Annotated in this window: 21 protein-coding genes and 1 rRNA gene; 15 read left to right on the forward strand and 7 right to left on the reverse strand. The window is 47.3% G+C overall.

Going from position 1 to position 26730, the window contains the following annotated elements:
• Positions 1-51: 51 nt before the first annotated feature.
• Entirely contained in the window at positions 52-567 is a 516-nt protein-coding gene (locus J2X61_RS21295; RefSeq protein WP_310190382.1) for a DUF5995 family protein, read from the forward strand.
• Between the two features lie 39 nt (positions 568-606).
• Here J2X61_RS21295 and J2X61_RS21300 read toward each other — a convergent pair whose 3' ends face one another.
• Positions 607-1479 carry an AraC family transcriptional regulator gene (locus J2X61_RS21300; RefSeq protein WP_310190384.1) on the reverse strand — a complete coding sequence of 291 codons (873 nt, stop codon included), beginning with the start codon at positions 1477-1479 and terminating at the stop codon, positions 607-609.
• A gap of 108 nt (positions 1480-1587) precedes the next feature.
• Between J2X61_RS21300 and J2X61_RS21305 the strand changes: the two genes are divergently transcribed.
• Together J2X61_RS21305 and J2X61_RS21310 are read left to right on the forward strand one after the other, a co-directional pair.
• Positions 1588-3654, forward strand: coding sequence for a glycoside hydrolase family 31 protein (locus J2X61_RS21305; RefSeq protein ID WP_396135476.1), 2067 nt, complete (start codon positions 1588-1590; stop codon positions 3652-3654).
• A gap of 113 nt (positions 3655-3767) precedes the next feature.
• Positions 3768-5207 (forward strand): glycosyl hydrolase family 28 protein, encoded by a 1440-nt coding sequence (locus tag J2X61_RS21310; protein WP_310190390.1) that lies wholly within the window; start codon positions 3768-3770, stop codon positions 5205-5207.
• A 1091-nt stretch (positions 5208-6298) separates the two neighbouring features.
• Here the strand turns inward: J2X61_RS21310 and J2X61_RS21315 are convergent.
• Positions 6299-6775 (reverse strand): ferritin-like domain-containing protein, encoded by a 477-nt coding sequence (locus tag J2X61_RS21315; RefSeq protein WP_274465686.1) that lies wholly within the window; start codon positions 6773-6775, stop codon positions 6299-6301.
• Between the two features lie 127 nt (positions 6776-6902).
• Here J2X61_RS21315 and J2X61_RS21320 point away from each other — a divergent pair, with 127 nt between their 5' ends.
• Positions 6903-7637, forward strand: coding sequence for a DUF421 domain-containing protein (locus J2X61_RS21320; protein WP_310190393.1), 735 nt, complete (start codon positions 6903-6905; stop codon positions 7635-7637).
• A 31-nt stretch (positions 7638-7668) separates the two neighbouring features.
• Here J2X61_RS21320 and J2X61_RS21325 read toward each other — a convergent pair whose 3' ends face one another.
• Complete coding sequence (locus J2X61_RS21325; RefSeq protein WP_310190395.1) at positions 7669-8526, reverse strand: helix-turn-helix domain-containing protein; 858 nt, start codon at positions 8524-8526, stop codon at positions 7669-7671.
• A 152-nt stretch (positions 8527-8678) separates the two neighbouring features.
• Here J2X61_RS21325 and J2X61_RS21330 point away from each other — a divergent pair, with 152 nt between their 5' ends.
• Positions 8679-9017, forward strand: coding sequence for a hypothetical protein (locus J2X61_RS21330; protein WP_310190398.1), 339 nt, complete (start codon positions 8679-8681; stop codon positions 9015-9017).
• An 88-nt stretch (positions 9018-9105) separates the two neighbouring features.
• Here J2X61_RS21330 and J2X61_RS21335 read toward each other — a convergent pair whose 3' ends face one another.
• From J2X61_RS21335 to J2X61_RS21345, 3 genes are read right to left on the reverse strand one after another with little or no spacing between them, the layout of a single operon-like run.
• Positions 9106-10242: a Ger(x)C family spore germination protein gene (locus J2X61_RS21335; RefSeq protein ID WP_310190400.1), complete on the reverse strand. Its 1137-nt coding sequence runs from the start codon at positions 10240-10242 to the stop codon at positions 9106-9108.
• Positions 10242-11759, reverse strand: coding sequence for a spore germination protein (locus tag J2X61_RS21340; protein WP_274465681.1), 1518 nt, complete (start codon positions 11757-11759; stop codon positions 10242-10244). Before J2X61_RS21340 ends, J2X61_RS21335 begins: the two co-directional genes overlap by 1 nt.
• Entirely contained in the window at positions 11756-12856 is a 1101-nt protein-coding gene (locus J2X61_RS21345) for a GerAB/ArcD/ProY family transporter (RefSeq protein WP_310190405.1), read from the reverse strand. Before J2X61_RS21345 ends, J2X61_RS21340 begins: the two co-directional genes overlap by 4 nt.
• A 280-nt stretch (positions 12857-13136) precedes the next feature.
• Here J2X61_RS21345 and J2X61_RS21350 point away from each other — a divergent pair, with 280 nt between their 5' ends.
• From J2X61_RS21350 to J2X61_RS21390, 9 genes are all read left to right on the forward strand, one after another.
• Positions 13137-14699 carry a response regulator transcription factor gene (locus tag J2X61_RS21350; protein ID WP_310190407.1) on the forward strand — a complete coding sequence of 521 codons (1563 nt, stop codon included), beginning with the start codon at positions 13137-13139 and terminating at the stop codon, positions 14697-14699.
• 19 nt (positions 14700-14718) lie between these two features.
• Entirely contained in the window at positions 14719-16497 is a 1779-nt protein-coding gene (locus J2X61_RS21355) for a cache domain-containing sensor histidine kinase (protein WP_274465678.1), read from the forward strand.
• Positions 16498-16690: 193 nt separating this feature from the next.
• Entirely contained in the window at positions 16691-17998 is a 1308-nt protein-coding gene (locus tag J2X61_RS21360) for an ABC transporter substrate-binding protein (protein WP_274465677.1), read from the forward strand.
• 105 nt (positions 17999-18103) lie between these two features.
• Positions 18104-18970, forward strand: a complete 867-nt coding sequence (locus J2X61_RS21365) for a carbohydrate ABC transporter permease (protein WP_274467405.1) — start codon at positions 18104-18106, stop codon at positions 18968-18970.
• Positions 18970-19788 carry a carbohydrate ABC transporter permease gene (locus tag J2X61_RS21370; RefSeq protein WP_274465676.1) on the forward strand — a complete coding sequence of 273 codons (819 nt, stop codon included), beginning with the start codon at positions 18970-18972 and terminating at the stop codon, positions 19786-19788. The genes J2X61_RS21365 and J2X61_RS21370 overlap by 1 nt, the downstream gene beginning before the upstream one ends.
• A 38-nt stretch (positions 19789-19826) precedes the next feature.
• A complete protein-coding gene (gene lacZ / locus J2X61_RS21375; RefSeq protein ID WP_310190411.1) occupies positions 19827-22877 on the forward strand; it encodes a beta-galactosidase, LacZ type in 3051 nt (1016 codons plus the stop codon).
• Between the two features lie 120 nt (positions 22878-22997).
• Positions 22998-25190 (forward strand): alpha-galactosidase, encoded by a 2193-nt coding sequence (locus J2X61_RS21380; RefSeq protein ID WP_310190413.1) that lies wholly within the window; start codon positions 22998-23000, stop codon positions 25188-25190.
• 139 nt (positions 25191-25329) lie between these two features.
• A complete protein-coding gene (gene ymzB, locus J2X61_RS21385; protein ID WP_310190416.1) occupies positions 25330-25674 on the forward strand; it encodes a protein YmzB in 345 nt (114 codons plus the stop codon).
• Positions 25675-25792: 118 nt separating this feature from the next.
• Positions 25793-25993 (forward strand): CDGSH iron-sulfur domain-containing protein, encoded by a 201-nt coding sequence (locus tag J2X61_RS21390; RefSeq protein ID WP_379239625.1) that lies wholly within the window; start codon positions 25793-25795, stop codon positions 25991-25993.
• Positions 25994-26051: 58 nt separating this feature from the next.
• On the opposite strand, the gene J2X61_RS21395 is transcribed toward J2X61_RS21390, so the two are convergent.
• On the reverse strand, positions 26052-26234 hold the full coding sequence (locus J2X61_RS21395; RefSeq protein WP_274465671.1) for a hypothetical protein: 183 nt from the start codon (positions 26232-26234) through the stop codon (positions 26052-26054).
• A gap of 410 nt (positions 26235-26644) precedes the next feature.
• Between J2X61_RS21395 and J2X61_RS21400 the strand changes: the two genes are divergently transcribed.
• A 16S ribosomal RNA gene (locus J2X61_RS21400) occupies positions 26645-26730 on the forward strand; the annotation flags it as partial.

The following is a 26730-nucleotide window of genomic DNA, read 5'->3' on the forward strand; positions in this document are numbered from 1 at the left end:
AGAAATGCGATTTCGGTCCATCGGGCCGTATTTCAGCGTGTCTAATTGTTGATGACGCAGGAGATGCAAAAGCGTCTTGCATCCGGCTTTTTCCATGATACCGTTTGGATGGAGCGTGTTCTAGTCGGCTTCGCGAAGCTCTACCTCGATGCTGTCGATGCTTACGAGGCAGGGCTGCCCTGTTCACCTGCATGGGAGCTTGCTTTTCATGAGGCTGCCGTCAAATATGGCTTCGTACTGCAGGATGCTTTGCTTGGCATCAACACACACATCAATAATGACCTGCCCTTGGCACTGTATATGATACTGAGCGAGGACCAAGCATGGCCTGATGCACGAATTATGCTAAAGCAGTCATTATCCAAATTCATTCTGACTCACTGCAGAACCAAGGGATGGCACAGTACCGTGCTTTTACTCGACGCTTCTAATGAGGAGCAGTGGGCCATTGAGCGGCAGCGAATTGAACATGATGCTTATGCAATTGGGCGGAAGGTCGCTTATTACCGCCCTTTTCGATTGATGAAAAAACTCGCTCCGTTGTCCAGGAGAGGGCGTTGGTTTTAAGCTTTTTTAGGAGGACAAGGCGGAGAAATCCGATTTCGGTCATACTTCCAGCTTTCTGAACTTCAAAGGCGTCATGCCTACTTCTCTTTTGAAGACTTGGATGAAATAAGAAGAATTCGGAAATCCGATCGCCTCTCCTATTTGTTGAACGGATAAGATCGTAGTGTCCAATAACCGGCAAGCTTGCTTGATCCTTCGTGCAGTTACATAATCGGTGAGGCTGCTCCCGGTTTCTTGTTGAAATACTTTCGATAGGTAGGAACTGGACAAATGCATGTGCTCTCCAAGCCGATCCAGGTTAATCTCTTCATGGAAATGGTCCTCGATCCACTGCATCATCAATTCCGAATATCGCTGAGCTCTCCTATCATGAGTATCTGCAGGAGGCAATTCGACATTTTTTCTTTCAACCGAGAGCAGACAGCTCATCAAATGAGAAAATAAAAATGTCAGTTCCTCATCCTCTTCCCCTTTTCCCGCGAGGTAAGCTTGTTGATAGGCGCCAAATAGCCATTCTAAAATTTCAGCCTGGTGAGATAAATCGTAAACCTGACAGTCGACTTTGCCCTGCCATAACGAGGTGAAAAGAGCATGACGGTTGGCGAAAGGACGCAAAAGTGTGTCCATAATGAGCGGATCGACATAAAAGATGGTGCGGCAGTAAGGGGTGTCTGGACTTACATCCGCATAAACTTGATGCAATTGAAAGGGTTGAAAGAAGAATAGCATGCCTCTGCGAATGTCATAGGTCTGGCGATTGAGGACGACACGGCCTTGCCCCTCATGAACGAACAGGATCTCGCAGCACTGATGCCAATGATAGTAGCCTTTAAAATTGCTCTGCATCCGAATAAGGTAATCCCAAAAGATCGTTCTTCGCTCTAAATTCACATACTCAAATAGCCGCTTCATGATCCTCCTGATATGACAAAAAATGAACATTTTCCGATATCATAACATAACTTTTCCGGAAATCGAAGTGATATACTGATGGAAATATTGCAAACGAGGTTATGTTTAATGGAGAACATTGCAAATGGCATTTGGAAATTAAGTTTTGGAACGACAGAGACGCATACACCTGTTAAATTACGTGAATCTTCAATTAACGCAGCAGCCTTAGAGAAACTTGATTGCAGCGGGACTTCTCCGTTTTCTGACAACGAAATTATTATGAAGCAAACGCCTCGAGGGGTTTATATGGAAATCCCTCTAAAAGCAACGGAGCATATTTATGGCTTCGGACTACAGCTGCATCGCACAGATCATACAGGCAGAAAGAAAGTGATCCGCGTAAATAGTGACCCTGTTGCGGATACGGGTGACAGCCATGCGCCGGTGCCTTTTTATGTTTCAACGGCCGGTTACGGTGTTTACGTGGATACAGCCCGTTATGCGACTTTTTACTGTGGAACGAACTTGCGCAAAGGAGCTTCCGAGTACAAGAAGCTTGAGCATAAGGAAATCGGAACCTCGGAGAATGAGCTGTATGGCTATCAGGAGACGGAAGGCGATCGATCTGTCGTGGTTGACGTACCGGCAGCACAGGGAATCGATGTGTATCTATTTGAAGGACCGACGTTGGTCAAGGCCGTTCAGCGGTATAACCTGTTCTCGGGAGGCGGCTGTCTGCCACCTATGTGGGGCCTTGGGATGTGGTACCGTGCGTACAGTGCGGCCAAACGTGAGGATGTGATGCGCTTAGCTGATGGGTTTAGAAAAGATCAAATACCTGTCGATGTTTTTGGCTTTGAACCGGGATGGCAAACCAAGGCTTATTCATGCTCCTTTGTTTGGGATGACGTAAGGTTTCCGGAACATGAAGATATGCTGAATGAGCTGTATGCGAACAATTATCGTGTCAATCTGTGGGAGCATCTCTTTGTGCATCCAACTTCACCTATGTACCAAGAGCTGCTGCCTCATTCCGGGGATTACGAAGTTTGGGAAGGCTTAGTTCCTGATCTGTCTATACCTGAGGCGAAGGACGTGTTTGCCAAACATCATTTGTATGCATTCGTGGATAAGGGGATCGCAGGGTTCAAGTTAGATGAATGCGATAGTTCCGATTTTGTTCATTCCAATTGGTCATTCCCGGACACCTCCGTATTCCCGTCTGGTATGGATGGGGAACAGATGCACAATATGATTGGTACTCTGTATCAATCGGTAATCCAAGCCCCTTTCGAAGAGGCAGGCCGAAGAACGTTGTCCCAAGTGCGTGCCTCCGGCGCCCTCGCGGCTCCGTTTCCATTTGTACTTTATAGCGATTTATATGACCATAAAGTGTTTATCCGTGGGGTCGTGAATGCGGGGTTCTCCGGACTTCTCTGGACCCCGGAAGTGCGCCAGGCGGCATCGGCGGAAGATTTAATACGTCGCATTCAGACAACCGTTTTCTCTCCAATGGCGCTTCTCAACTGCTGGCGTATTCCTAATCCGCCGTGGATGCAGGTGGATCGTGAATTAAATGTTCAAGGTGTATTTCTTGATAATGCTGAGGAGATCCAAGCGATTTGCCGAAATCTATTCGAAATTCGCATGTCGCTCATTCCGTATTTGTATGCCAGCTATGCGAAATACAATCAAAACGGATTACCTCCATTCCGAGCGCTCGTCATGGATTATCCGGATGACCCCAACACGTATGGGATCGACGATGCCTATATGATGGGAGATGCCATTCTGGTTGCTCCCATCGTAACGGGAACTTCAGAACGAAACGTTTACTTGCCCTTAGGCGAATGGCGTTGTTTCTGGACAGGCCAATCTTATTCAGGCGGGCAAACGTATACCTTGGCACCGGGACTTGAGCGAATTCCGGTATTTGTAAAAGAAGGAACGCTGCTTCCTCTTGCCAAGCCGCTTCCATACATTTCCGATGATACCGTCTTTGACATCACCGTAATTCGTTTCGGGGATCATCCTGAAGCGGCTTACCTCTATGAAGATGATGGAGAATCCTTTGAATTCCGGGATGGTCATTACAATTGGATCAAGCTGGACTGGGATGGAAGCTTAGCCATTGAACGAAGCGGTAATTATAAGGGCTTTAAGTATCGGATAACAGGCTGCGAGACTAGATAATTCAAGGGGCACGCAGGGGCGCACACATAGCGCTGAGTAGAATGGGCGCCAACCGGCTAGCTGACTTGGCGTCCTGGGATTGAATTCAGACAAAGCTTGCAGGAGGATTAGTCGTGAATAAAACTGTCATATACCCAGCTCCCGCCGGAGCGCCCGCAAACGATGACTTCTCGGTGTGGGTACGAGTTGCTGGAGGAACTTGGGAAGAATTATTCGTATATCGGGTTAAGGTCGATATGCACGAAGTGCGCGCAGCTTCAATGGTATATTTCGACATGGAGGGAACGGTAGAGGTTAAGGTAACCGGCAACCGCTGCGGTATTAGCTTGGTCGCTATTCGACCCCTGTCAGCAGGAATTGTGTATGAGCAGAATGGGAACTCTCTTACCTTTCCGTTGGATCGTCCGCGAAAACTGTCCATTGAAGTGGATGGGGATCGGTTTCATAATCTGCATGTGTTCGCCAATCCGCTCGAGTCCGATGTTCCGGACATGCAGGAGGAAGGTGTCCTTGTGGTTGGGCCCGGTATTCACCGCAATGAGCAGCTGCTGGAAATGACTGATGTACATACCGGATGTGTACGGGCACCTAAGGTCATTTATTTCGCTCCGGGCATGCATTGGCTGGAGGAGACCATTTTGCTTATTCCATCCCATACGACCGTTTACTTGGCGGGGGGCGCCGTGCTTGCCGGCTCGCTGGTATGCAGACATGCAGAGAATGTTACGATTCGCGGCCGAGGCATCATTTATTTGGAGGCATTCCACAGATTCTCGGCTTTCCGCGCCATTCGGCTGCAATTCTCGCGAAGCATCCACATTGAGGGTGTCATCACCGTGGATTCTCCTCATTACAGTATTTACATCGGGCAGTCGGCATACATTACGATCCAGAATTTCAAATCATTTAGCACCCGCGGTTGGTCGGATGGCATTGATATGATGGCTAGCTCGCATATCGACATTGATGACATTTTTATGCGTAATTCAGATGATTGCATTGCGATTTACGGAAGCCGCTGGCAGTATCGAGGGGGTTCGAGTGATATCACCGTGCGGAATTCCGTTCTATGGGCGGACGTTGCACATCCTATTAACTTGGGCTCACACGGCAACCATCAGGGGAACGGGGATCAAGTGAGCGGCATCCGGTTTGAGAATATCGATATTCTGGAGCATCATGAGCCGCAGCCCGATTATTGGGGGGCGATCGCTATTAATGCTGGGGATAATAATACCGTTCGTGATGTTGTGTTCGATAATATCCGGGTAGAGGATTTCCAACAGGGGCAATTGTTCGATCTACGGGTCGTCTGGAATGCGAAGTACAACCCGGTCCCTGGCAAGGGAATTTCAAATATTACATTCAAAGATATCACGTACTGCGGAAGACATGAGAATCCGTCTCGCATACATGGCTACAATGCGGAGCGGGGAGTGAGCGGGATCCGATTTATTAATGTGCAAGTGAATGGCGAATACTTGCAGGAGGCCAGCCGCAATTTTATTGATATAAATGAATTTACAGAGAATATCACTTTTGAGGTCATGTAAAAAAGCCCCTGCAGGGGCTTTTTCTGCTCACAAGCTTTGATTTATACAACTACAAGATAGGATAAATTATTTAGAAATGGGGAAATTATGTACCTCATGGCGTTTATTTAGATATGAAGCGGAGTGAGTAGGAGTGACTCATAATACATTTTGGTATGTGGGATTGAGTGTGCTTTTTTTGATTTTACTTGCCTTCGTACTTTATAAACAAGGAAACATGCTTACGATATTCCAATTCCTCGTACTAGTCGAAATTGCGTATCTCATTGAAGCCGTCATCTATATTTTCTTGGGAAGCTATCTATATCACCCGAACATCATCAAATACAATTCATATTACGATAGCCATCTGGGTGCGATAACTTCGAATTTGATTGCAGTTCCTGTGGCTGCCACCATCATCTCCACATTTCAGCTCAACTGGGTTTGGATGATTGCGGCAACGATATTGCTCGCAGGAATCGAATGGCTATTCGTGAAGCTTCAAATTTACACCCTACATTGGTGGCGAATTGAATATACGGTTATCGGTCTTTTAATATATTTTCCACTCTCAAAAATCATTTATCGGCGGATGCTTTATTCCTTAAATGGTTTTCTACATTCCGTTTTTTTATATTTATGCATAGCACCTATCTCCGGTACCTTGCATTTTCTCCCCATTATGTTTTTCTCGAACAGGGTTTATCGACCTGGTTGGTATTTAAATCAGTCTTATGACACAAGTGCTTTCGCGGTTGTGTATTACATAGGCATTAGTTTTATATTAGTTTTTTTAGTGAAAAGGTTTTGGATAAATAAATGGATAAAAACTGTATTAACAGTGATGATAACACTCATAGTGACATATTCCTTGAAAAAAGGTAGGATTTTGTTTAGTACGGTTTGGTGGGACTCATGGTATTATATCTTGTTCCCCATTTTGCTTTTAATCATTGCTGAGGCGTTCAGCAAACGTTTGTATAACAGTCGGTTTACGGAATAGATCGAAACACTAGCCTAGCATTTGCTGTATTATGTTTGTAAGACAAACTCCTGCGCTCTAAACGAGACGCAGGAGTTTGTCTGTTTTCAAGACCTCGAACAATAGGCTAGAGCGCAGTTTTTATATTATTGATAAGCAGGTTGTTATACTTAGCGGCATGCTTCTGCTCATCCACGATTATTCCATACAAGGTGTCCTTATAGATGCCATTCGGGAGCCCAAACCAAATTTTTCTGTACTTCTCAACCGCGGCCAATTCGCCTTCGAACGCTTTCTGCAAGCCGTCCATGTAGGAGTCCACGATAGGGTTCTCTTCATTCACTTCCCCTGTAATTTCATAGCCGGTTAAGTCCTTGTACATCTGCCGAAACATACGATTATGGCTGCGTTCATCATCTCGGATCGAGGCGATGATCGCGGCTTGCTGCGCATTCGGTGCCAAGTTGATCAGCTGGTCGTAAAACAATTCATCACTTCGTTCACCTTGCACAGACTCCTTAATTAGTTCAACAGCTTGCTGAGGCGTAATGAGCCAGACGGGAACAAGAGTAGGAGCTCTCCAGTAAGAACTTACGTAATACATGAACCTTCCTCCAATGTCGGGAAATAGTAGGCGCACATCATCATATGCGTTGTTCTCATCGGAGGCGAATAAATAAATGCCCTTTGAGCAAAATATTTCCAAATACACAATTGTCGGAGGTATATGAGTGTCAGACTATCTAATTATCTTGTACCGAAGCATTGCAGCCTTCGTTCTTCTATTAGTCATTACAAGGTTTATCGGTAAGAAGACGTTATCCAATATGAATATTCATGAATTTGTTACCACAATCATTTTAGGCGCCATTGCCGCTAATTTGGCATTCAATGAGAAAATTGCTTCCTCTCATCTGCTGATTTCCCTACTTGTGTTTACGGTTACCTCGTGGATCATTTCATTTCTAACCTTAAAGAGCCGTAATACCGAAAAATGGTTGTTCGGCAAACCCTCCGTGCTCATTGAGGATGGGAAGCTGCTGGAGGATCATATGAAGAAAAATAAGTATACGTTGGATTCGTTGAACGAGATGCTTCGTGAGAAAGATATCTTCGACATCGCCGAAGTCCAGTATGCGCTCCTTGAGAATAACGGAAAGCTCTCGGTGCTTAAGAAGAAGGAGTATCGGACGCTCACCCTTCAAGATTACCAATCACAGTCACATCTCCAAGGGAAGCCCCAACCAAAGAAACCCAAATCCAAATATCCGATTGAACTAATCATGGAGGGGAAGGTGATTCCTGAGCATATGCAGGAAGCCGGTATGGAAACGCAGTCCCTAGAGCAGGCTGTACGTAGTAAGGGATATGCACTAGGTGATGTCTTTTATGCTGTACGGGGTACGGATGGCAAGCTCTATTTTGATTTTTATGCGGATCGTCTAAGCAGCCCGCTGGATCTTTGATCGTGAGATATGAGAACGGATAGTAATTCAATTAATTTAAATGGCTGTTACGATATTGAATGGGAGTTAAGCCCGTTATTTTTTTGAATAGACGGCAAAAGTAAGGGAAATTGGGGATTCCGACGGACGATCCGATAAGTTCAACCGATTTGGACTCAGTTTTAAGCAACCAACAAGCTTGTCTTATTCTTCGAGCAATTATATATTCGGTGATGTTGCCCCCTGTTTCGGATCGAAACAGACGGGAGACATGGTGCTTAGAAAGATAAAGTTCTTCGGCTAAGGTGTTGAGGTTAAAAGGTTCTGTATAATGCAGCTCTATCCAATTCATTATTTTCTCAACATGGCTTGCATGGCGTGCGACTGCAACGGAATGGCCGTTATGCAATGATTTGAGATAATCAAAAATGTTGAGAATCAGCATCGATGCAGCTTCCGGGTTAATATCCTCGTGCCACGAAAAAAGATCATTTAAACGTTCTAGAACGCCTGAAATATAAGCCGTGTTGCTCTCTATACGGAACACTTGATTAACAAGTTGTTCTTTCCACACCTGCTCATAAAAACGGAAGAGGATAGGGAAATTCTTAAGAAAAGGTGCGAAAGCTGAGGGTTCAAAATTCAAAACCGTGCGCTCATATGGACATTGACTCGTATCAAATTGAATACGGTGTAACTGAAAAGGTTGTAAAATGACTACGCATCCTGATTCCAAATCATAAATCCTGCGATTGAGGGTCAGGTTTCCTTTACCCCGATGTACAAATATGACCTCGATGCCTTTGTGATAATGATAAAAAATACGAGGGTTTTCTGTAGTTACCATTCTATATCGTAGCTCTATGTCCCTATTATTTAAAACATTAAAACCCTTTTCTATGATTTCCATCCAACTCTCCCCCCCAATCTCAAGTATATCAATTGAGTGACATTTTGTGGCGAAAAAGTATAACTTTTTGTTCTAAATAAAAGCTATATTAAATTTGATCCTACAAATCAATTATACGCTATTGTGCTAAATTGCCAGATAGGAGGAAGTGTATGGAAACCACATTTGTGTCCTTGAATGAAAATGAAAACACTGAATTATTGGATGGACTCAAAGATCTATTAAGAGAGAGCTATGGAATTTCTGAGGAAGAAGCCATATTGATGATCCATCAGGGGTATGAAAGAGTGCCAAAGCTATTAAAGGATTACGCTCCATATCTAGATTTAATAAAAAATGTTAGTGATGGTCTCAGTGAAACACTCGAAAAGCATTTGAAACAAGCCGATTATGAAGATGAAAAGGTTTTGAAAATGATGAATGAAGCTGCTGCATGGTATGCTTTCGAATATATAAGGGTTTTGTACAAAAACAAGGCGAATATTTTTTGATGCAGAAAGGAGAAAGGAGACAGAAAGTGGCTGCCGCATGATGAAAACGGCAGCCCGAGTCATACAGCTATTGACCAATGCGGGAGAATCAGTACTTGATTTTTCCCGAGTGGTTTAATTTAACTTCGACCCTCATGTTGAGGGAATCTGGAGTTAGATTCAGACCTCCGCGATCACGCCATTTTTTCCATTCCCGGTTGTCTAGCCGGTAGAGGGCGTGTTCTAAATGCATCAAATCCAAATTTTTTTTAAGTCCTTCCTCGTAGGTATCTTTGATTTGTTTCTTTACTTCCTCCGCGACTCTTAGCTCCAGAACCGTTTCGGGTATCGGTTGCTGTAAAATTTCACTGATATAACCTGAAATCTTTACGTTCATATGAAAAGTGACTTGATCCTCTCCGGCTTGGGGAACTATGTTGATTTTGGGTTTTTCCAAGGATACGGATGCTTGAGGCTTACCTTCGGAACGGAGCAGAAGCGGACTTCGTTCGGTCTTAGGCTCAACCCACCTAAGTCCTTGAACGCTTTCCCAGTCGAACCATTTTTGAAAATGTTCACGCTGAAAAACAAAAACACCGTCGATCTTCAGCATTGGCTTTTGCTGATTACCGTTTCTCCAAGTATGACTTGAGATTGACAATGAAGGTAGGAACGTGGAGTTACCAGGTTCACGCGTCTCCGAAATAAACTCTCTCAATGTTAAAGGTGCGATGAGAGATTGTTGTTTGTATACTTCTAGAGGTTGATTCAGCACGGACATGAGTGGCGATAGATTGAAAAAAGGGGTAATCTCAAACAATTCATCGATAGGTTGTCGGCTTCCAAACACCCATGGTGTGTATCGGAACTCATAATAGCGGCTCAGAAGTTCCTTCACATCTTTCATTCCTGTTTTCATGAGGCCTTCACCTATGACAACTGTGTTAAGCTGACCAAATGAAGTTCGCATTTGTGAGGTTTTATACAGATCATTGAATGCTCCAATTAAGGTCTCCCCCGTACCAACCCCCACCCAAACCGGCATGGGCTGTGTTGGTTTGCTTGATTCTGTTTTCGCTACGGAGGAAAAGTCAAGCATTTGCACATACGCGCGGTACCGGTTGTTGTCTAGATCGAACCCAATGGAAGTGACATAGTTGATTTCCTGTATATCTTTAATGTCCCAGCACCCTGCTAGCAACGGCAGCAGCAACCATATCATAGCGATTTTCCCTACTCTGCGCATTAGGATTCCTCCGGTTGCCGGGTCGTGTCTTTGGTCTGCAGCATGTCGGATCGCCGGGTTTTCATGTACCAGGGCTTCCGGAGCAGCGCCATGACAATATCCTTCCAGCGGATGGGGGATAAGGGCGCAAGGTACGGTACCCCAAACGATTTGAGCGAAGAGAGGTAAACGACAATGGCGATGACCGATAGGTTAAATCCGAAGATACCGAGCGTAGACCCGCAGAGCAGGACAAAGAGTCGGATGATACTGACTGTACCTACCAGGGACTGATTGACCAGAGTGAAACTGGAGACGGCGGTGATAGCGGCAATGACGAGAAAGGTCGTGGACGCAAGTCCAGCTCGAATAGCCGCATCGCCGACGACAATGCCTCCGACAACGGCAACCGTCTGTCCAACTGCTTTGGGGAGACGTTCACCGGCTTCCCGGAACAATTCAAACAGAGCGATCATCAAGAATCCTTCCAAAGGTGCTGGCATCGGAAGTCCAATACGTGAAAGAGAGATTGTGGCAACGAACGGATAAGGAAGCTGCTCCAAGTTGAATGACGCAAGTGCAGCCCAAAAACCAGGAAGCAGTAAAGAGATTACAAGCCCGGCAAAGCGAAATAGCAGTCCGAACGAGCTCATATAGAATGGAATATAGAAATCTTCCGGGGTCTTCAGCAGCAGCGTTAAGTTGGCCGGCCCGATGACGGCCGTTGGTGCCCCATCAACGATCACGATAAACCTGCCCCGTGCGAGGCAATCCACTACAAAATCGGGACGAGTGGTATAATGCAGCAATGGAAATAAGGAACGGGAAGAATCCGAAAGTATTTCTTCCAGCTGACTGCTGCTGAACAGCAAATCCATCTGAATATGCTGCAACCGTGATCGGACTTCGTCAACGATCTCCGTCCGCGTAATATCGTTAACATAGAGAAGCGCGACCTTACTGCGGCTTCGTTTGCCTATGGTAAACTGTTCATAGCACAAAGAGTTGCTGCGAAGCCTTTTGCGAACCAATGCTACATTGGTACTAAGCTCTTCAACGAACGCGTCTTTCGGGCCTTTAATGGATATCTCGGTATTCGATTCCTCGGGCTGGCGTTGAGGAGGGGACGACGTATCAGCTGTGTATATGACATTCAATTGTTCAAAGTATAGAACGAGTTCGCCGGAAAAAACACGGTCAATGATTTCTTCTTTTTGATAGATGCGGTCTAATTTTAGTTTTTTATCCAGCTCCATACTGAAATTCTTATTGATTAAGTCTGTCAATCGAGGGAGCAAATATTCATTCATCGGTTTGGTGTCCGTCAGCCCTTCGCAATAAAAAAGCAACACGCTTTGCAAATGTTCCGTGTCACCCAGCTCGTATGTTTCCATTTTCATGTCCGCTGATTTTCGAAATAGCTGACTAATCTCTTCGGCGGTCCATTCCTTATCTTGAGAAGATGAAGGGAGGGCTTCCGAAGCAACTCGGACATTTTCCTCTTGTGTAATAAGTCTCCGAAACCAATTCGATTTCATTCTCTTTTCACCTCCCTTTTCGAAAAAAATGCCAATGCAAATAAAATGACCAATGCCGAAGTGGTACCCCACAGGGAGCCTGGCAAGTAGAAGCCCTTCAAGAATGCGGTATACTGCATATCACTGATAGGTAATTCTACAAAGATTACGACCACGATGCCGAGAAGCGCTAATAATACACCAGAATTCTTCTTTTGCTTGGTCATTGTCATCAATTCGACGAGTAAATACATCGATATAGCTATACGGACGAAAGCTCCTGACAGCCATTGATAGATAGATAAAAAGTCTACATGACGGATGTACTTCCCGATCGTGACAAGCCGCCATTCTTCATAGGCAGGGTATCGTAATTCCCCAGCCTCGAAGGGTCCGAATTCTGCAATTGCCCCCGTTACAGGTCCGAGAATCAATAGGACTAGAAAGCAAGCCAGCAAATATAACGACCAGAGCGGGACTTTCTTTTTGATCTGATGCTGGAAAAGCAGAATGACAATAAGCTCAACAAGCCCCCCGCCAATATACAAACTCCCATTGATCATGGGGCCTATCCCATTTTCAAAAACAGGTGTTAGTAAGGAATAATTTTTTTGGGGAAGATTAGAGCTCATGACAAAGTCTCCGAAAATGATTACGAAAGGTAACAAAATACCCGATGTAATCGCAATGGACTGTACGCCGAATTGTGCGGCAAAACAGGAAAGCAGGACCAACGAAATGGAAAGGGCCCACTGAGGAGTGCGCGGCAAATAGGATGTATGTGTCCACATCGTCGTCTCCTTTAACGTCATCACGATGATCAAGAAGAGGTATAGAATGAAAAAAAGACGATAGGCTCCGCAGATCACTCTTCCATAATATTGTGTCAGCCAAGTAAAAAGAGGCTGCTGATCTGTATTCCTCATAATGTAGAATAAAAGGGTTGTCCACGCTAAATAGGGCAGTATGGCAAACAATACGCTTACCCAAGCATCCCGTTTTGCCTCATGGAGAAGCGGGGGGATGACCATGACGTGATTCATTAACCCTACGGCCAATATGATGATCGAGAACGCGGACAGGATGCCGATGAGATCGTTGCCTAATTTGTTTTGCACGGGTATCCCCCATTTATCCAAACCTCTTCAGAGAATTATTTCCAAGTCCCCTTGGGTTTAAACAAAAAGAGACATCGAAGTGTTGACTTAGAGCCGCCACAATCTTGCATATTCTTTGTAATTTCATAAGTTTTTTGCTAGAATAGGTTGCCAAGGATGGGCACGACCGAGGCTATTTCCATCATAGAATCGAGAGAGGGACGCTTCACACCGAAGCATCCTCTCTCGTTTTTTTACATGTATAAAAATGGAAGTCATTGCGAGACTAATTATATTTGGAATGAAGGAGCGGAACATGGAGGCTAAGGGCAGAATCCTCGTGGTTGACGATGAAATGCTGGTGCGTCAAGGAATTATCCATCTGTTGAACTGGGAAAGTGAAGGGTTTCAAATCGTCGGCGAAGCCGCCAACGGCAAGGAAGCGCTGGATCTGGTTCATTTGCACCGGCCGCATATTATTTTGACCGACATTGTGATGCCGGTGATGGACGGCACAGAGCTGGCGAAAGTCGTGAAAGCGATGTACCCGGACATTGAAATTGTCGTGCTGAGCAGCTTCGGCGAATTTGAATACGTGCGTTCGACCTTTCAGAGCGGTGTTGCCGATTATATGCTGAAGCCGAAGCTCGATGCCGATTCGCTGCTCGCAGTGCTGCATAAAACAGCTCAGCGCATCCCTGAGCTGCGGGGTATGGAGCTGGCCGGCGAAAGCAAGCATTCTCTGGATTATATTCTCGATAAGCTGATATCCGGCTATTCCATCCCGTACGACCGTCAGGAGCTGACCAGCGCGCTTCCATATTCGGACTTTGCCCTATTGATCGGGGATGCGCAGCAGCTTGGTTCGGCCACGCTTCAACGCAGTGAAGAATGGGCCGAGGCGGTTATCGGGGCCGGTGTGCAGCAAATGCAAAGCCCAATGACCGTGCGGCTGCTGTCTCATCAAGACGGGCAAATCCGCTTCTTGCTCAACCTGGATCCGGAGGCCAAAGCGGATGCTGCACGCTTGGTTAGACAGCTTGCGGAAGCCGGGGCCAGCTCGGGCAGAAGCTTGTTTTTCGCGCTTAGCCGATTTTTTACAGACATTGAAGCGATGCACGAGGTGTATGCCAACGAAATTATGCAAATCGTCAACCACCGCTTCTTTTTGTCGAACCGGCAGTACTTGATTTTGGATGAGTTGATGGAGCAAGGGGAAAGCGTCAGCTTTGATATGGAAGCGTTTAATGCCGGGCTGAACCGCCAAGAGTATCCTCAGGCGTTCGAGCGGCTGCGCAGCTATGTGCAGTCGATGCCTGGACGGATGGACATGGACATGTTCGCCTTGAAATCGTCATTAGGCCACAGCCTTTTCAATATTATCGTTTCGCTGCTGCATTTTCATTATGAGGCGGCTTCCTTGGATGAAAGCAAATATGAGTATTTTCGTTTGATTCATGAGGCGGATCATATTACGGACGTGATCGCGCTGGTAGAGAAATTTTTGAACGAGGCCATGGAATGCGTCACCGGCAAAAAAGCCGGCTCGCCGGCCTTCCAAAAGATTTTACAGTATATCGACGAGCATCTATCGGAACCGCTGACCTTAACGGAAGTGGCGAAGCTGTTTCATTTTAACGCCTCGTATTTATCCAATTATTTTGCCGTTCATAATAAAGAAGGCTTCAATGAATACTTGAACCGTCTTCGCATTGACAAGGCCTGTGAGCTGCTGCGGGATAACCCGGCGCTTTCGATCGCAGAGATAGGCAGTAAAGTCGGTTACTCCGACCACAGTTACTTTACGAAAGTGTTTCGCAAGTTAAAGGGAATTTCGCCTAGCCTATATCGTAAAAACCAATAGAGGAGACAATCGGCTGCCAATGGGAACGCGTCTACGGAAAATCGCAGAACAAAGCTTATTTAGCAAAATTTTCATCGTCATGGTAATCAGTATTATCTCCATCACGATCTTAACTTCATGGGTAACGGTGCAAATGTCTAAAAAGCTGTTTGTACAAACGTTCAGTATTACCAATTCGAAGATTATCGACCAGATTAAAAGCGGGTTGGAATCGTTCCACTACTCCAACGTAAACATAGCGATTAATACGGCGCAAAGCGCTGCGATCAGAAATTATCTGACCGGGCCGGAGATGGACTCTTTGACGAGCTACAGCATCGTGTACAGCATGGAGGAGCAGATGCACCGGATTCAATCCGGTATCGGGGCCAAAAGCATTGGGATCTTGCTGCTCGGGGGAAACGGCAAAAGCTATGTCAGCGACCGTGCTTATTGGTCCGGATCCCCGCATGAACTGCAGCAAAATCCGATCACACAAAGCACGCTCAGTCAGCCTGGAAAGCTGCTATACAGCTTTATGAAACCGGAAGCGGCGGGCTGCGATGAGGCTTGTTTGGTCGCTTCGAAAGCGCTGTACATACCGGGAAGCGAGCAAATATACGGCACCCTGTACATGATGATCAGGGAAAGCGAATTCAATGGTGTGTACAACAATTTTACAAGCACCGGTAATGATGTGATGATCCTGGATCAATCCGGGGTCATCGTCTCCAGCAATCGGACGGAGCTCATCGGGACGGTATCCGATCAGCTGCTAACCGGCGCCAAGACGCTGGAGCAGACGGGCGGGGCTAATCTGGAGATGGCAATGATCGGCAAAGATGTTATCGTGCTTGCCGATTATTTGCCTTTGTTTGATTTCTATATTGTGAATGTGATCGATAAAAATATGGTGCTCGGCCATATGCTCAACACGAAGGCGATCGTGCTTATTTGTACAGGTATTGTGGCCGCTGCCGTGCTGCTCGTTTACTTTATTACGCGTAGACTGACCAAGTCGCTGCGAACGCTCGTCAAGAAGATGTCGAACGTAACCAAAAACAATTTTAACAACTATATGACGGTCTCAGGGACCTACGAAACGCGGGAGCTCAGCAATTCCTTCAATTATATGCTCGACGAGCTTAACGACTATATCAGCAGGCTGGTTGAGACCCAGAAGGAGCAGCGAAGGGCGGAGCTGGCCGCGCTGCAGCAGCAAATTAATCCTCATTTTCTGTATAATACACTCGCCTCCGTGAACATATTAGTCCAGCGGGGCAGTAATGATCAGGCTACAGAGACGATTCATGCGCTCATCTCGCTCCTCCAAAATACGATCAGCAATGTCAAAGAAACGATTACGGTTGAGCAGGAGCTCCAGAGTCTGAAGCATTACGTGTTTATTAACCAGGTGCGCTATGGCCGCGGCATTAAAGTCGATTACTTCGTCTCGCCGGATTGCCTGACGGCGCAGGTGCCCAAGCTGATGCTCCAGCCTTTTATCGAGAATGCCTTTTTTCATGCTTTTAATAAAAAACATACAGGTTATATTTACGTTATCATTACCAGAGACCGGGAAACACTCGTCTGCGAGGTCGTCGATAATGGCGACGGAATGGAGCTGGCACCCTCTGAGGAGACAACGACGAATCCGGCCCATGCGAAACATCCGTTCACAGGCATCGGTATCCGCAACGTTCACGACCGCTTATTACTGCTGTATGGCAAGGAGTACGGCGTTTCGATGGAGAGCGGACTAGGCCAGGGCACGAAAATTACGATTAGGATTCCATGGCTGACCGATCAGCGGGTGTAACCCCCCTGCAATCCTAAAAAAAGTACAAATTCTAAAAAAAGTACAAATTCTAAAAAAATAAGAGAATAAGAACGGTTGTAACTTCAAAAAATAACACTAATTGTTGAAAAGTAATTCCTAACAGGCCTTTTTCGAGGGATGTTAAGATTACATTGTAAGCATTTTCATAACTCAATCAAACAGGGGGAGCAACATGAAAAAGAAACTTTCAGCCGTTCTGCTATCGAGCTTTTTGCTGCTATCGGCATGCTCGAGCAACTCCGGCAATACAACGAATACCGCGAAACCTGCGGATCAAGCGTCAACCGGCGCGAAGGAAATTACAGTCTGGGCTTGGGACAAAAACTTTAATATCGCAGCGATGAAGCTGGCGCAAGAAACGTATGCGAAAGATCATCCGGATGTGAAAATCAACATCGTGGAATATGCTCAAGATGACATCATCCAAAAGCTGAACACCGGACTTAATTCCGGCACAACTTCGGGATTGCCTAACGTTGTTTTGATCGAAGACTACCGGGCTCAAAGCTTTTTGAAAGCGTACCCCGATTCTTTCCAAGACCTGTCGGCTTCCATTAAAGCGTCTGATTTTGCCGACTACAAAATTGGATCGACGAGCGTAAACGGGAAACAGTACGGTCTTCCGTTCGATTCCGGCGTAACCGGATTGTACGTCCGCACCGACTACCTGCAGCAAGCCGGCTATAAAGTCGACGATATGAAGAACATCGATTGGGACAAATTTATTGAGATCGGTAAAGCGGTCAAAGCTAAAACCGGCAAAGATATGCTGACACAGGATCCGAACGACCTCGGTTTAATCCGCATGATGATTCAGTCGGCAGGCTCCTGGTATCTGAAAAGCGACGGCTCTACGCCGGATCTGAAAGATAATGCTGCTTTGAAAGACGCTTTCCAAACTTACAAAACGTTAATGACCGCCAATATCGTGAAGATTACTTCCGACTGGAACTCTTTCCTGGCCGGCTTTAACAGCGGCGCAGTCGCAACCGTGCCAACAGGCAACTGGATCACGCCTTCCGTTAAGGCGCAAGCGGATCAATCCGGCAAATGGGCCGTCGTTCCGTTCCCTAAATTGAAGAACACAGCGAGCTCGGTCAATGCTTCGAACCTTGGCGGAAGCTCCTGGTATGTGCTGAATAGCCCTGGCAAAGAGGTTGCCGCAGATTTCCTTGGAAAAACGCTTGGCTCTAATGTGGAATTGTATCAAAAAATGCTGACCAATATCGGCGTTATCGGCACCTATAAGCCTGCTGCTTCAGGCGAAGCTTATACGAAAGCGGATGATTTCTTCGGCGGGCAAAAGATCAGCTCTGATTTTGCAACCTGGACGACGCAAATTCCAAAGGTCAACTATGGCATGCATACGTATGAGATCGAAGATATCCTTAAAGTCGGAGCGCAGAGCTATTTGAAAGGTACGGATTTGGATAAAGTGTTGAGCGACGCGCAGTCTCAAGCGGAGTCGCAAATTAAGTAACCCGTTGCATTCCGATCAACGCTGACCTTCGTTTTGCCGATGAGCATGGCGAGGTCAGCGTTTCCATTTTTTATAAGGGAAGGTTTGGTAGCCTTGAACTATACAATGAAAAACCGAGCAAAGTTGACGGGATGGCTGTTTATTGCGCTCGCCGTAATCTTGATCTGTATCTTTTACTTTTATCCGATGATTCAAGCTTTGCTGCTGTCTTTTAAGACCGGAGCCGGATCAAACCTGCATTTCAATGGCGTCGACAACTACAAACGGCTGTTTAGCGATAAGACGTTTTTTACTGCTGTCAAAAATACGTTTCTCTATTTGATCATCCAAGTGCCTATCATGATTTTGCTGGCCATGATCATCTCCGTGTTGCTTAACGACAGTAATCTACGGTTCAAAGGGTTCTTCCGCACGGCGATTTTCTTGCCCTGCATCACCTCGCTTGTCGCATATTCAGTCGTGTTCAAATATTTGTTTGGCAACGACGGTCTGGTCAATCTCGCACTGCTGAAGCTGCATATTCTCACGCAACCGATTCAATGGATTTCCGATCCGTTCTGGGCGAAGATAACGATTATTATCGCGATTACTTGGCGCTGGACCGGCTATAATATGATTTTCTATTTGTCCGCTCTGCAAAACATCGACAACTCGATCTATGAAGCCGCTCGTCTCGACGGCGCCTCCTCGGTCCGGCAATTTTTCAGCATTACGGTCCCTTTATTGAAGCCGATCATCTTGTTTACTTCGATTACTTCGACGATCGGGACGCTGCAGCTGTTCGACGAAATTGTGAATATTACAAAAGGCGGACCAGGCAATGCAACTCTATCGATTTCTCAATACATCTATAATCTTTCGTTCAAATACTCGCCGGACTTTGGTTATGCCGCTACCGTTTCTTATTCGATTGTGGTCATGATTATCGTGCTGTCTGTCCTTCAAATTAAACTGGCAGGTGAGAATAAATAATGTTGAAAAGGATCTTCATCTATGTGTTTTTGACCGCTGCGGCGATTGTCTCGATATTCCCTTTTATTTGGATGGTCATCAGCTCAACGAATCTTTCCGTGGATGTCACCCAGGGGAGAATGCTGCCGGGCAGCCATTTTGTCGAAAACTTCAACAAGCTGGTGAGCTCGATCAACCTGTTCCAAGCTTTCGGCAATTCACTCAAAATCTCGATATCGACGACAGTGCTGGCGCTCCTGATTGCCTCCCTGGCCGGTTATGGCTTTGAAATTTACCGCAGCAAGGCCAAGGATATCGTGTTCAACATTTTGCTGCTGTCCATGATGATTCCATTCGCGGCCATGATGGTGCCGCTTTATCAGATGTTCTCCAAGCTGTCGCGAACGGTTCCCGTGATTGGGGTCAATACGATCGTGGCGGTCGTGCTCCCGACTTTTACGACTGCGTTCCTCATTTTCTTTTTCCGCCAAAGCACGAAAATGTTCCCTAAGGAGCTGCTGGAGGCCGGACGCATGGATGGCTTGACCGAGCTCGGCTTGTTTATCCGCATCTACTTACCGACGATGAAGACAACTTTCGCCGCCGCGTCGATTATTACGTTCATGTCCAGCTGGAACAACTACTTGTGGCCGCTGATTGTGCTGCAAACCCCGGATAAAAGAACGATTCCGCTCTTAGTCTCGAACTTGGGTTCCAGTTATTCGCCGGATTTCGGTGTGATCATGACGGCTATTGTGATTTCCACGCTGCCGACTGCCATTGTTTTCTTCCTCATGCAAAAGCAATTCGTCGCGGGCATGGTCGGATCTGTGAAATAAAGTCATTGCTGAATATGAATGTTTAGGAGACGAATCGAATGAGTCATACGAAACCAAGCCTGGATTGGCTTCAAGATGTAAGCATTTATCGAGTGAACAGGCTGGATGCTCACTCAGACCACCGCTACTATAAATCAATGGCGTCTGCCATGGCCGGATCGCCGATGGACATGCGCCACAGCTTGAACGGCAGCTGGCAGTTCAGCTATGCGGTGAATCCGGCAAGCCGGATTGCCGCGTTCTACGAAATGGATTACAATTGCGCCGCTTGGGAGCATATTCAGGTACCGGGCCACATTCAGCTTCAAGGCTGGGGCCAAGCGCAGTACGTGAACACGATGTATCCGTGGGACGGGCTGGCCGATCTTCGTCCTCCGCACATTTCCCAGGAGCATAATCCGGTGGGCAGTTATGTGAAGCATTTTGATTTGCCAGCCGATATGCAGGGCAAGCCCGTTTACATTTCTTTTCAAGGCGTCGAATCCGCTTTTTACGTTTGGCTGAACGGCGAATTTGTCGGCTACAGCGAGGACAGCTTCACGCCATCCGAATTCGATTTGACACCGTACATCCGCGAAGGGTCGAACAAGCTGGCTGTTGAGGTCTATCAGCGCAGCACCGGAAGCTGGCTGGAGGATCAAGATTTCTGGCGCTTCTCCGGCATTTTCCGCGATGTGTACTTATTTACGGTTCCGAAGCATCATGTTTGGGATCTGCACGTCAAAGCCGAGCTGGATGACCGCTATGAGAACGGCACCTTGAAGGTGGATTTGGCGCTGCGCGCAGAGCCGTCCGCTCCCGTTCAGGCGCTGCTGGAATTGAAGGATGCCGCGGGCAAGACGTGCCTTACGGATAAGAAGGAATTCCAAGGCGGCAAGCTGGAAGTCACTGCTGAAGCGGGCCGCGTGCATCTATGGAGCGCCGAGAGCCCGTATTTGTATTCGCTGTGCATCTCGATTCTGGATGGGCAGGGGGAACTGGTCGAAGCCATCGTGCAAAAGGTCGGCTTCCGCCGTTTTGAAATGAAGGACAAGCTGATGTGCCTGAACGGCAAACGAATCTTGTTTAAGGGCGTCAACCGCCATGAATTTAACTGCCGCAGCGGGCGGACGATCACGAAGCAGGATATGCTGTGGGATATCCAGACGCTGAAGCGCAGCAACATCAACGCCGTCCGCACCTCGCACTATCCGAACCAAACGTTGTGGTACGAGCTGTGCGACGAATATGGCGTCTACGTCATCGATGAGATGAACTTGGAGACCCACGGATCTTGGCAAAAGATGGGGGCTGTCGAGCCTTCTTGGAACATTCCGGGCAACGATCCGAAGTGGCGGGACATCGTGCTCGATCGTGCGCAATCGATGCTGGAACGGGATAAGAACCATCCTTCCATCTTGATCTGGTCGTGTGGTAACGAGTCTTATGCGGGGCAGGTCATCCTGGACGTGTCGAATTATTTCCGTGAAACCGACCCGAGCCGGCTTGTCCATTACGAAGGCGTATTCCATAACCGCGACTATGATGCAACCAGCGACATGGAGAGCAGAATGTATGCGAAGCCGGCAGATATTGAAGCCTATCTTCAAAGCCAGCCGGAGAAACCGTACATCAGTTGTGAGTATATGCATGCCATGGGCAACTCTGTAGGCGGCTTGCACAAATATACGGAATTGGAAAGCAAGTACCCGATGTATCAAGGCGGCTTTATTTGGGACTATATGGACCAAGCGTTGGTGAAAAAAGACCGTTTCGGCCGCGAATATTTGGCTTACGGCGGCGATTTCGGTGATCGCCCTTCCGATTACAGCTTCTGTGGCAATGGCCTTGTATACGCGGACCGGCAAATCACGCCGAAAATGCAGGAAGTGAAATTCCTCTATCAGAATTACAAGCTGGAGCCGGCCCGTACGCATATTACAATCGTCAATGAAAACTTGTTCGTAGGAACGGATCATCTTGTGCTCGAATACCGTTTATTATGTGATGGCCGGCAGATAGGGATTTGGCAAACAAATGTCGACGTTGAAGCGCAAAAACAAATTAGCGTCCCGATCGAACTGCCCCATATGGATGAGGTGCCCGGTGAGTATTGCCTGCAAGCTTCGCTGAAGCTTAAAGAGTCGCACTTATGGGCCGAAGCTGGATTTGAGGTCGCTTTTGGCCAAAATATCGTGGCAAACATCGCGTCAACCGACCGTAGTCTGCCATCCGGAGCTCTTAAAGTGGTTGAAGGCGATGTAAATATCGGCATAATGGGCAAGGACTTTACCGTGCTATTTTCCAAGCAAGTCGGATCTGTGGTATCCATTAAATACAGCGGCCGTGAAATGATTGCCGTACCGCCGACGCCACTGTTTTGGAGGGCTACTACCGATAATGATAAAGGGACATCGCTCGGCTATACGGCTGGCGCTTGGTATGCAGCGAGTCTGGCGAGAAAATGCGTAAAAGTCGAACTACAGCAAACGTCGGATTCGGCAACCGTCACGTTTGAGTACACGTTCAGCATCCATGCTGACATACGTGTTAGAACGGCCTACACGGTGTATGCGGATGGAACCGTTCGTGTGAACAACAGCTACAAAGGTGCCGAGGGGCTTCCGAATCTGCCTATCGTTGCGCTCACTTTCAAGATGGCGGCAGATTACAACCAATCCGAATGGTATGCGATGGGACCAGAAGAAAACTATATCGACCGCGCTTACGGTGCGCGTTTGGCTGTTTTCAGCAAGCCGGTTGATCAATTGCCTTCGCGTTATCTCGTTCCGCAGGAATCGGGTAACCGCACTGGCGTCCGAAGCGTGAAAATAACCGATGTGCATGGACTCGGGCTTATGATCAAAGCGGATCCGCTGGATCCGGTGGAGTGCAATGTATCTCCTTATTCCGCCTTTGAGCTGGAGGAGGCTAATCATCATTGGGAGCTGCCGGAGGTGCATTATACGGTCGTAACCGTGGCCGGCCGGCAAATGGGAGTAGGCGGAGACGACAGCTGGGGGGCACCTGTGCACGGGGAATATCAGATACCTTCAGATCAGGATTTGGAATTTGAATTTACCATTAGCAATCTAACAGTGAAAGAATAACAGCTTGCGGGTATAAAAGAGCGAGACTAGGTGGGGTAGTTGCCCAAGCCCATCTCGCTCTTTTCTTTTCATCATGGCCAATTGCGGAGAATCTATATATCGGAGAGTGGGGAAAGCACGATGAATATCTATTACAACGAAAATAAGCAGCTGTTTCATCTGCAATCGAAAGATATGAGCTACATCATTCAGCTGGTGAACGGCTATCCGTCTCATGCCTACTGGGGAAAGAAACTGGATCCGGACGGGAACTTAGACGAATTGCTGATGCTGCAGGAGCGATGCTCGTTCAGCCCTAATCCGGTGCCGGAAGACAGGCGCATCTCGCTTGATACGTTACCGCAGGAATATCCGCAGTATGGAACCAGCGATTTCCGCCATCCGGCTTATCAGGTACAGCTGCAAGACGGGAGCCGGATTACCGAGCTGTTATATAGCAAGCACCGAATCGTAAAGGGAAAGCCCGTACTGGATGGGCTGCCGGCTGTCTATGCCGAGTCGGAACAGGAAGCGATGACACTGGAGCTCGAGCTAACCGACTCGTATTCCGGCTTGCTGGTTATTATCAGCTATACGGTATTTGAAGCGTTCAGTGCGATTACACGATCCGTACGTTTGGTTAATAAAGGGCAGCAAGCGCTGAACCTACGGAGCGCTTTGAGCGCAAGTGTCGACTTTGCCGATGCTGAGTATGATTGTTTAGTTTTGACAGGCGCTTGGGTGAGGGAAAGGCATATCCAAAGAACTCCTCTCACGAAAGGTGTGACGACTAAGATTGAAAGCCGTCGCGGCTCGAGCAGCCATCAGGCGAACCCATTCATCGCCTTGCTCCGTCCGGATGCGGGCGAAGAGCAGGGGGACGTGTTCGGTTTCAGTCTCGTCTATAGCGGGAATTTCGCTGCCGGGGCGGAAGTGGATCAGTTCGATACGGTTCGGGTATCGATCGGCATCAATCCGTTTGATTTCAATTGGCTGTTGGGGCAGGGAGAGTCGTTCCAAACGCCGGAAGCGGTGCTTGTTTATTCAGCCGAAGGGCTGGGATGCATGTCGAGAACGTACCATAAGCTGTACCGTACAAGGCTGTGCCGGGGGGTTCATCGCGATAAGGAACGGCCGGTTCTGGTGAATAACTGGGAAGCGACTTACTTTGATTTCAATGCTGAGAAAATTGAGGCGATCGCTGGCGAAGCAGCTAGGCTCGGGATTGAACTGTTCGTGCTCGATGACGGCTGGTTCGGCAAGCGCGATAACGATACGACTTCGCTTGGAGATTGGACGGTCGACCGCGCCAAGCTGCCGAACGGTCTGGAAGATTTGGCTGCCCGTGTCAATAAGCTGGGACTTCAGTTCGGTCTATGGTTCGAGCCGGAGATGGTATCGCCGGAGAGCGAGCTGTATCGCCTTCACCCGGAGTGGTGCCTGCACGTGCCGGAACGGCGGAGAACGGAAGGACGGCGTCAGCTCATTCTCGACTATTCCAGACAGGATGTCAGGGCCTATATTTATGACGCGCTCAGCAACATCTTCCGAACCGTCCCCGTCAGCTATGTGAAATGGGATATGAACCGGAATATGACGGAAATCGGTTCCGCTGCGCTGCCGGCGGAACGCCAATCCGAAGTAGCGCACCGGTATATGCTAGGACTGTATGAACTGTTGGAGAAGCTGACCGGAGCCTTCCCGCATATCCTATTCGAGAGCTGCTCCGGCGGCGGCGGCCGGTTCGATCCGGGCATGCTCTACTATATGCCGCAGACGTGGACAAGCGACGATACGGATGCAGTCGAAAGGCTCAAAATCCAGTACGGAACCAGCATCGTCTACCCGGTCAGCGCGATGGGTTCGCACGTTTCCGCCGTACCGAATCATCAGGTGGGCCGCATCACGCCGCTCACGACCAGGGGCGACGTGGCGATGTCCGGCAACTTCGGCTATGAGCTGGATCTGACCAAGCTGTCTGAGGAAGAGAAAGCGGTCATGAAGCGGCAAGTGAGCGATTATAAAGAGCTTCGAGGGCTTGTGCAGAGCGGCGATCTGTACCGGTTAAAAAGTCCGTTTACCGGCAATGAAACGGCTTGGATGTTCGTTTCGGAAGATAAGAAGCAAGCGGTCGTCTTCTATTTCCGGGTGCTGGCGGAGCCGAACGCTCCGCTGCGGAGGCTGCAGCTTCGCGGTCTGAATGCGGGCTTCGATTATCGCGTCAGCCAGCTGGGCACCAGCTACCGCGGTGACAGGCTCATGCACTTCGGGCTGAATCTACCACAGATTGACGGCGATTATGCTAGTTGTTGGTTTAAGCTGGACGCCGAGTAAGGAATGCTGGAACAATTATAACGGAGCACCGCGGGTTAGCGGGCTCCGTTTTCTAATTACGCTAAAGATCAACGATTACTAAGATTGGAGTAAAATTATGAACCTAGGGCATGCTATCGTTCGGAGGGGGTGACACATAATGGAGACACTAACAATTCAAGAGGTTTGTGGCTGGTTTGAGGCTAATTTAGACAAAAACATTTTGATTAAAAAAGAAGAACAGAATGACATAGATCAGGTTGAAATTGCGTTACAAAACGTCGGGCTCATGAGCCATTCGGACAGCATAGATGATTATCTTTCACCTCAGGCGATATTACTTCATGGGAGCGGGTTCATCTTTCAACTTGATGATGATGATAAGCAACCCCTGCCGGGAGATAGTTTCGAAATTCCGTTGAATGGCAATTTCCATGGGTATCAGGACGAAAATGGTATGGAGATCAATACGGAGGCTGCCTCTTATTCTATCAAGATTCAATAACTGCACATACCTATAAGGAAGAGGATTAAGGGGCAAGGGGCAAATGTTGTCCGGGATCGCCTCTTCTTTTTATTAATACGAGGATACAAATGGAGGAAACATAGTGGCAAACGAAAACCTGGTCAAAATCAAGGTCAATGATAATGGATCGCTTCGAATTACTGGGGCAGTCGAGTTGTTGGACGCTGAGGGCAACTTGTTCGAGCATGAAGAATCATTCTCCCTATGTCGATGTGGCGGATCAAAGAACAAGCCTTTCTGCGACGGCACTCATAAGTCTATAGGCTTTGAGAGTACTCCGAGAGCGAAGAAAGAGTAAGGATGCGTAATTTCAGCAAAAAAAGCATCTTGAATGGATGCTTTTTTTTGGGTTAATTTTAGTCCTCCGGTGTGCGGTCTAAGTAAAGGCGTGTTACTGAAGTGGCCTCTCCGTTCTCAACATCTTCTTCCGTTGCTTTCTTTTCAAGTAAGTCGTGTGTGTTCATACCTGGGGCAATAGTAGGCTCATCATGTTCAGTGTTATCTTTCAATGTAATAGCCGTCCTTTCGATTATTTTCATGGAAATACAACCTTAAGCCTTCGTTTCTGGTTTATAAGGTTCCCTGGAAGACTGGTTCTATCCATGAGCTAGGTATTTTCTTTTCCATATTTTACATTTGCCTACGAGGAATAGGGCATGGTATATTAACAGTCTGCCAAATGAATGGAACGAAACAAGCGGAATTGGAAAATTCAAGTTGTTGCACAGTTCGCTAAGCGGTGTTAAGATATAACTCCGGTTCGAAACGACTGGGACATTGATTGATCTTTGAAAACTGAACAACGAGTGAGTAAACATGAACGAGCAATCGTTCAAACATGAGATTAATAATCTCGCTAGCAAGTCAATTGAGCTATTCAGCTTTCAATAAATGAGCGTAATATAGGGATCTTTGATCGTAGATCAAAGTCTCTCAGCTACGTTCAACTATTATGGAGAGTTTGATCCTGGCTCAGGACGAACGCTGGCGGCGTGCCTAATACATGCAAGTCGAGCGGAGCACTTCGGTGCTTAG

Origin of the sequence: Bacillus sp. 3255 (assembly GCF_031456485.1) — a bacterium.
GTDB lineage: Bacteria > Bacillota > Bacilli > Paenibacillales > NBRC-103111 > Paenibacillus_E.

Coding starts and splice junctions, on each gene's coding strand:
- J2X61_RS21360 (WP_274465677.1), top strand. CDS start 16,691: ATGAAAAAGAAACTTTCAGCCGTTCTGCTATCGAGCTTTTTGCTGCTA.
- J2X61_RS21295 (WP_310190382.1), top strand. CDS start 52: ATGACGCAGGAGATGCAAAAGCGTCTTGCATCCGGCTTTTTCCATGAT.
- J2X61_RS21355 (WP_274465678.1), top strand. CDS start 14,719: ATGGGAACGCGTCTACGGAAAATCGCAGAACAAAGCTTATTTAGCAAA.
- J2X61_RS21335 (WP_310190400.1), bottom strand. CDS start 10,242: ATGCGCAGAGTAGGGAAAATCGCTATGATATGGTTGCTGCTGCCGTTG.
- J2X61_RS21340 (WP_274465681.1), bottom strand. CDS start 11,759: ATGAAATCGAATTGGTTTCGGAGACTTATTACACAAGAGGAAAATGTC.
- lacZ (WP_310190411.1), top strand. CDS start 19,827: ATGAGTCATACGAAACCAAGCCTGGATTGGCTTCAAGATGTAAGCATT.
- ymzB (WP_310190416.1), top strand. CDS start 25,330: ATGGAGACACTAACAATTCAAGAGGTTTGTGGCTGGTTTGAGGCTAAT.
- J2X61_RS21395 (WP_274465671.1), bottom strand. CDS start 26,234: ATGAAAATAATCGAAAGGACGGCTATTACATTGAAAGATAACACTGAA.
- J2X61_RS21300 (WP_310190384.1), bottom strand. CDS start 1,479: ATGAAGCGGCTATTTGAGTATGTGAATTTAGAGCGAAGAACGATCTTT.
- J2X61_RS21370 (WP_274465676.1), top strand. CDS start 18,970: ATGTTGAAAAGGATCTTCATCTATGTGTTTTTGACCGCTGCGGCGATT.
- J2X61_RS21350 (WP_310190407.1), top strand. CDS start 13,137: ATGAAGGAGCGGAACATGGAGGCTAAGGGCAGAATCCTCGTGGTTGAC.
- J2X61_RS21330 (WP_310190398.1), top strand. CDS start 8,679: ATGGAAACCACATTTGTGTCCTTGAATGAAAATGAAAACACTGAATTA.
- J2X61_RS21365 (WP_274467405.1), top strand. CDS start 18,104: ATGAAAAACCGAGCAAAGTTGACGGGATGGCTGTTTATTGCGCTCGCC.
- J2X61_RS21325 (WP_310190395.1), bottom strand. CDS start 8,526: ATGGAAATCATAGAAAAGGGTTTTAATGTTTTAAATAATAGGGACATA.
- J2X61_RS21380 (WP_310190413.1), top strand. CDS start 22,998: ATGAATATCTATTACAACGAAAATAAGCAGCTGTTTCATCTGCAATCG.
- J2X61_RS21315 (WP_274465686.1), bottom strand. CDS start 6,775: ATGTATTACGTAAGTTCTTACTGGAGAGCTCCTACTCTTGTTCCCGTC.
- J2X61_RS21305 (WP_396135476.1), top strand. CDS start 1,588: ATGGAGAACATTGCAAATGGCATTTGGAAATTAAGTTTTGGAACGACA.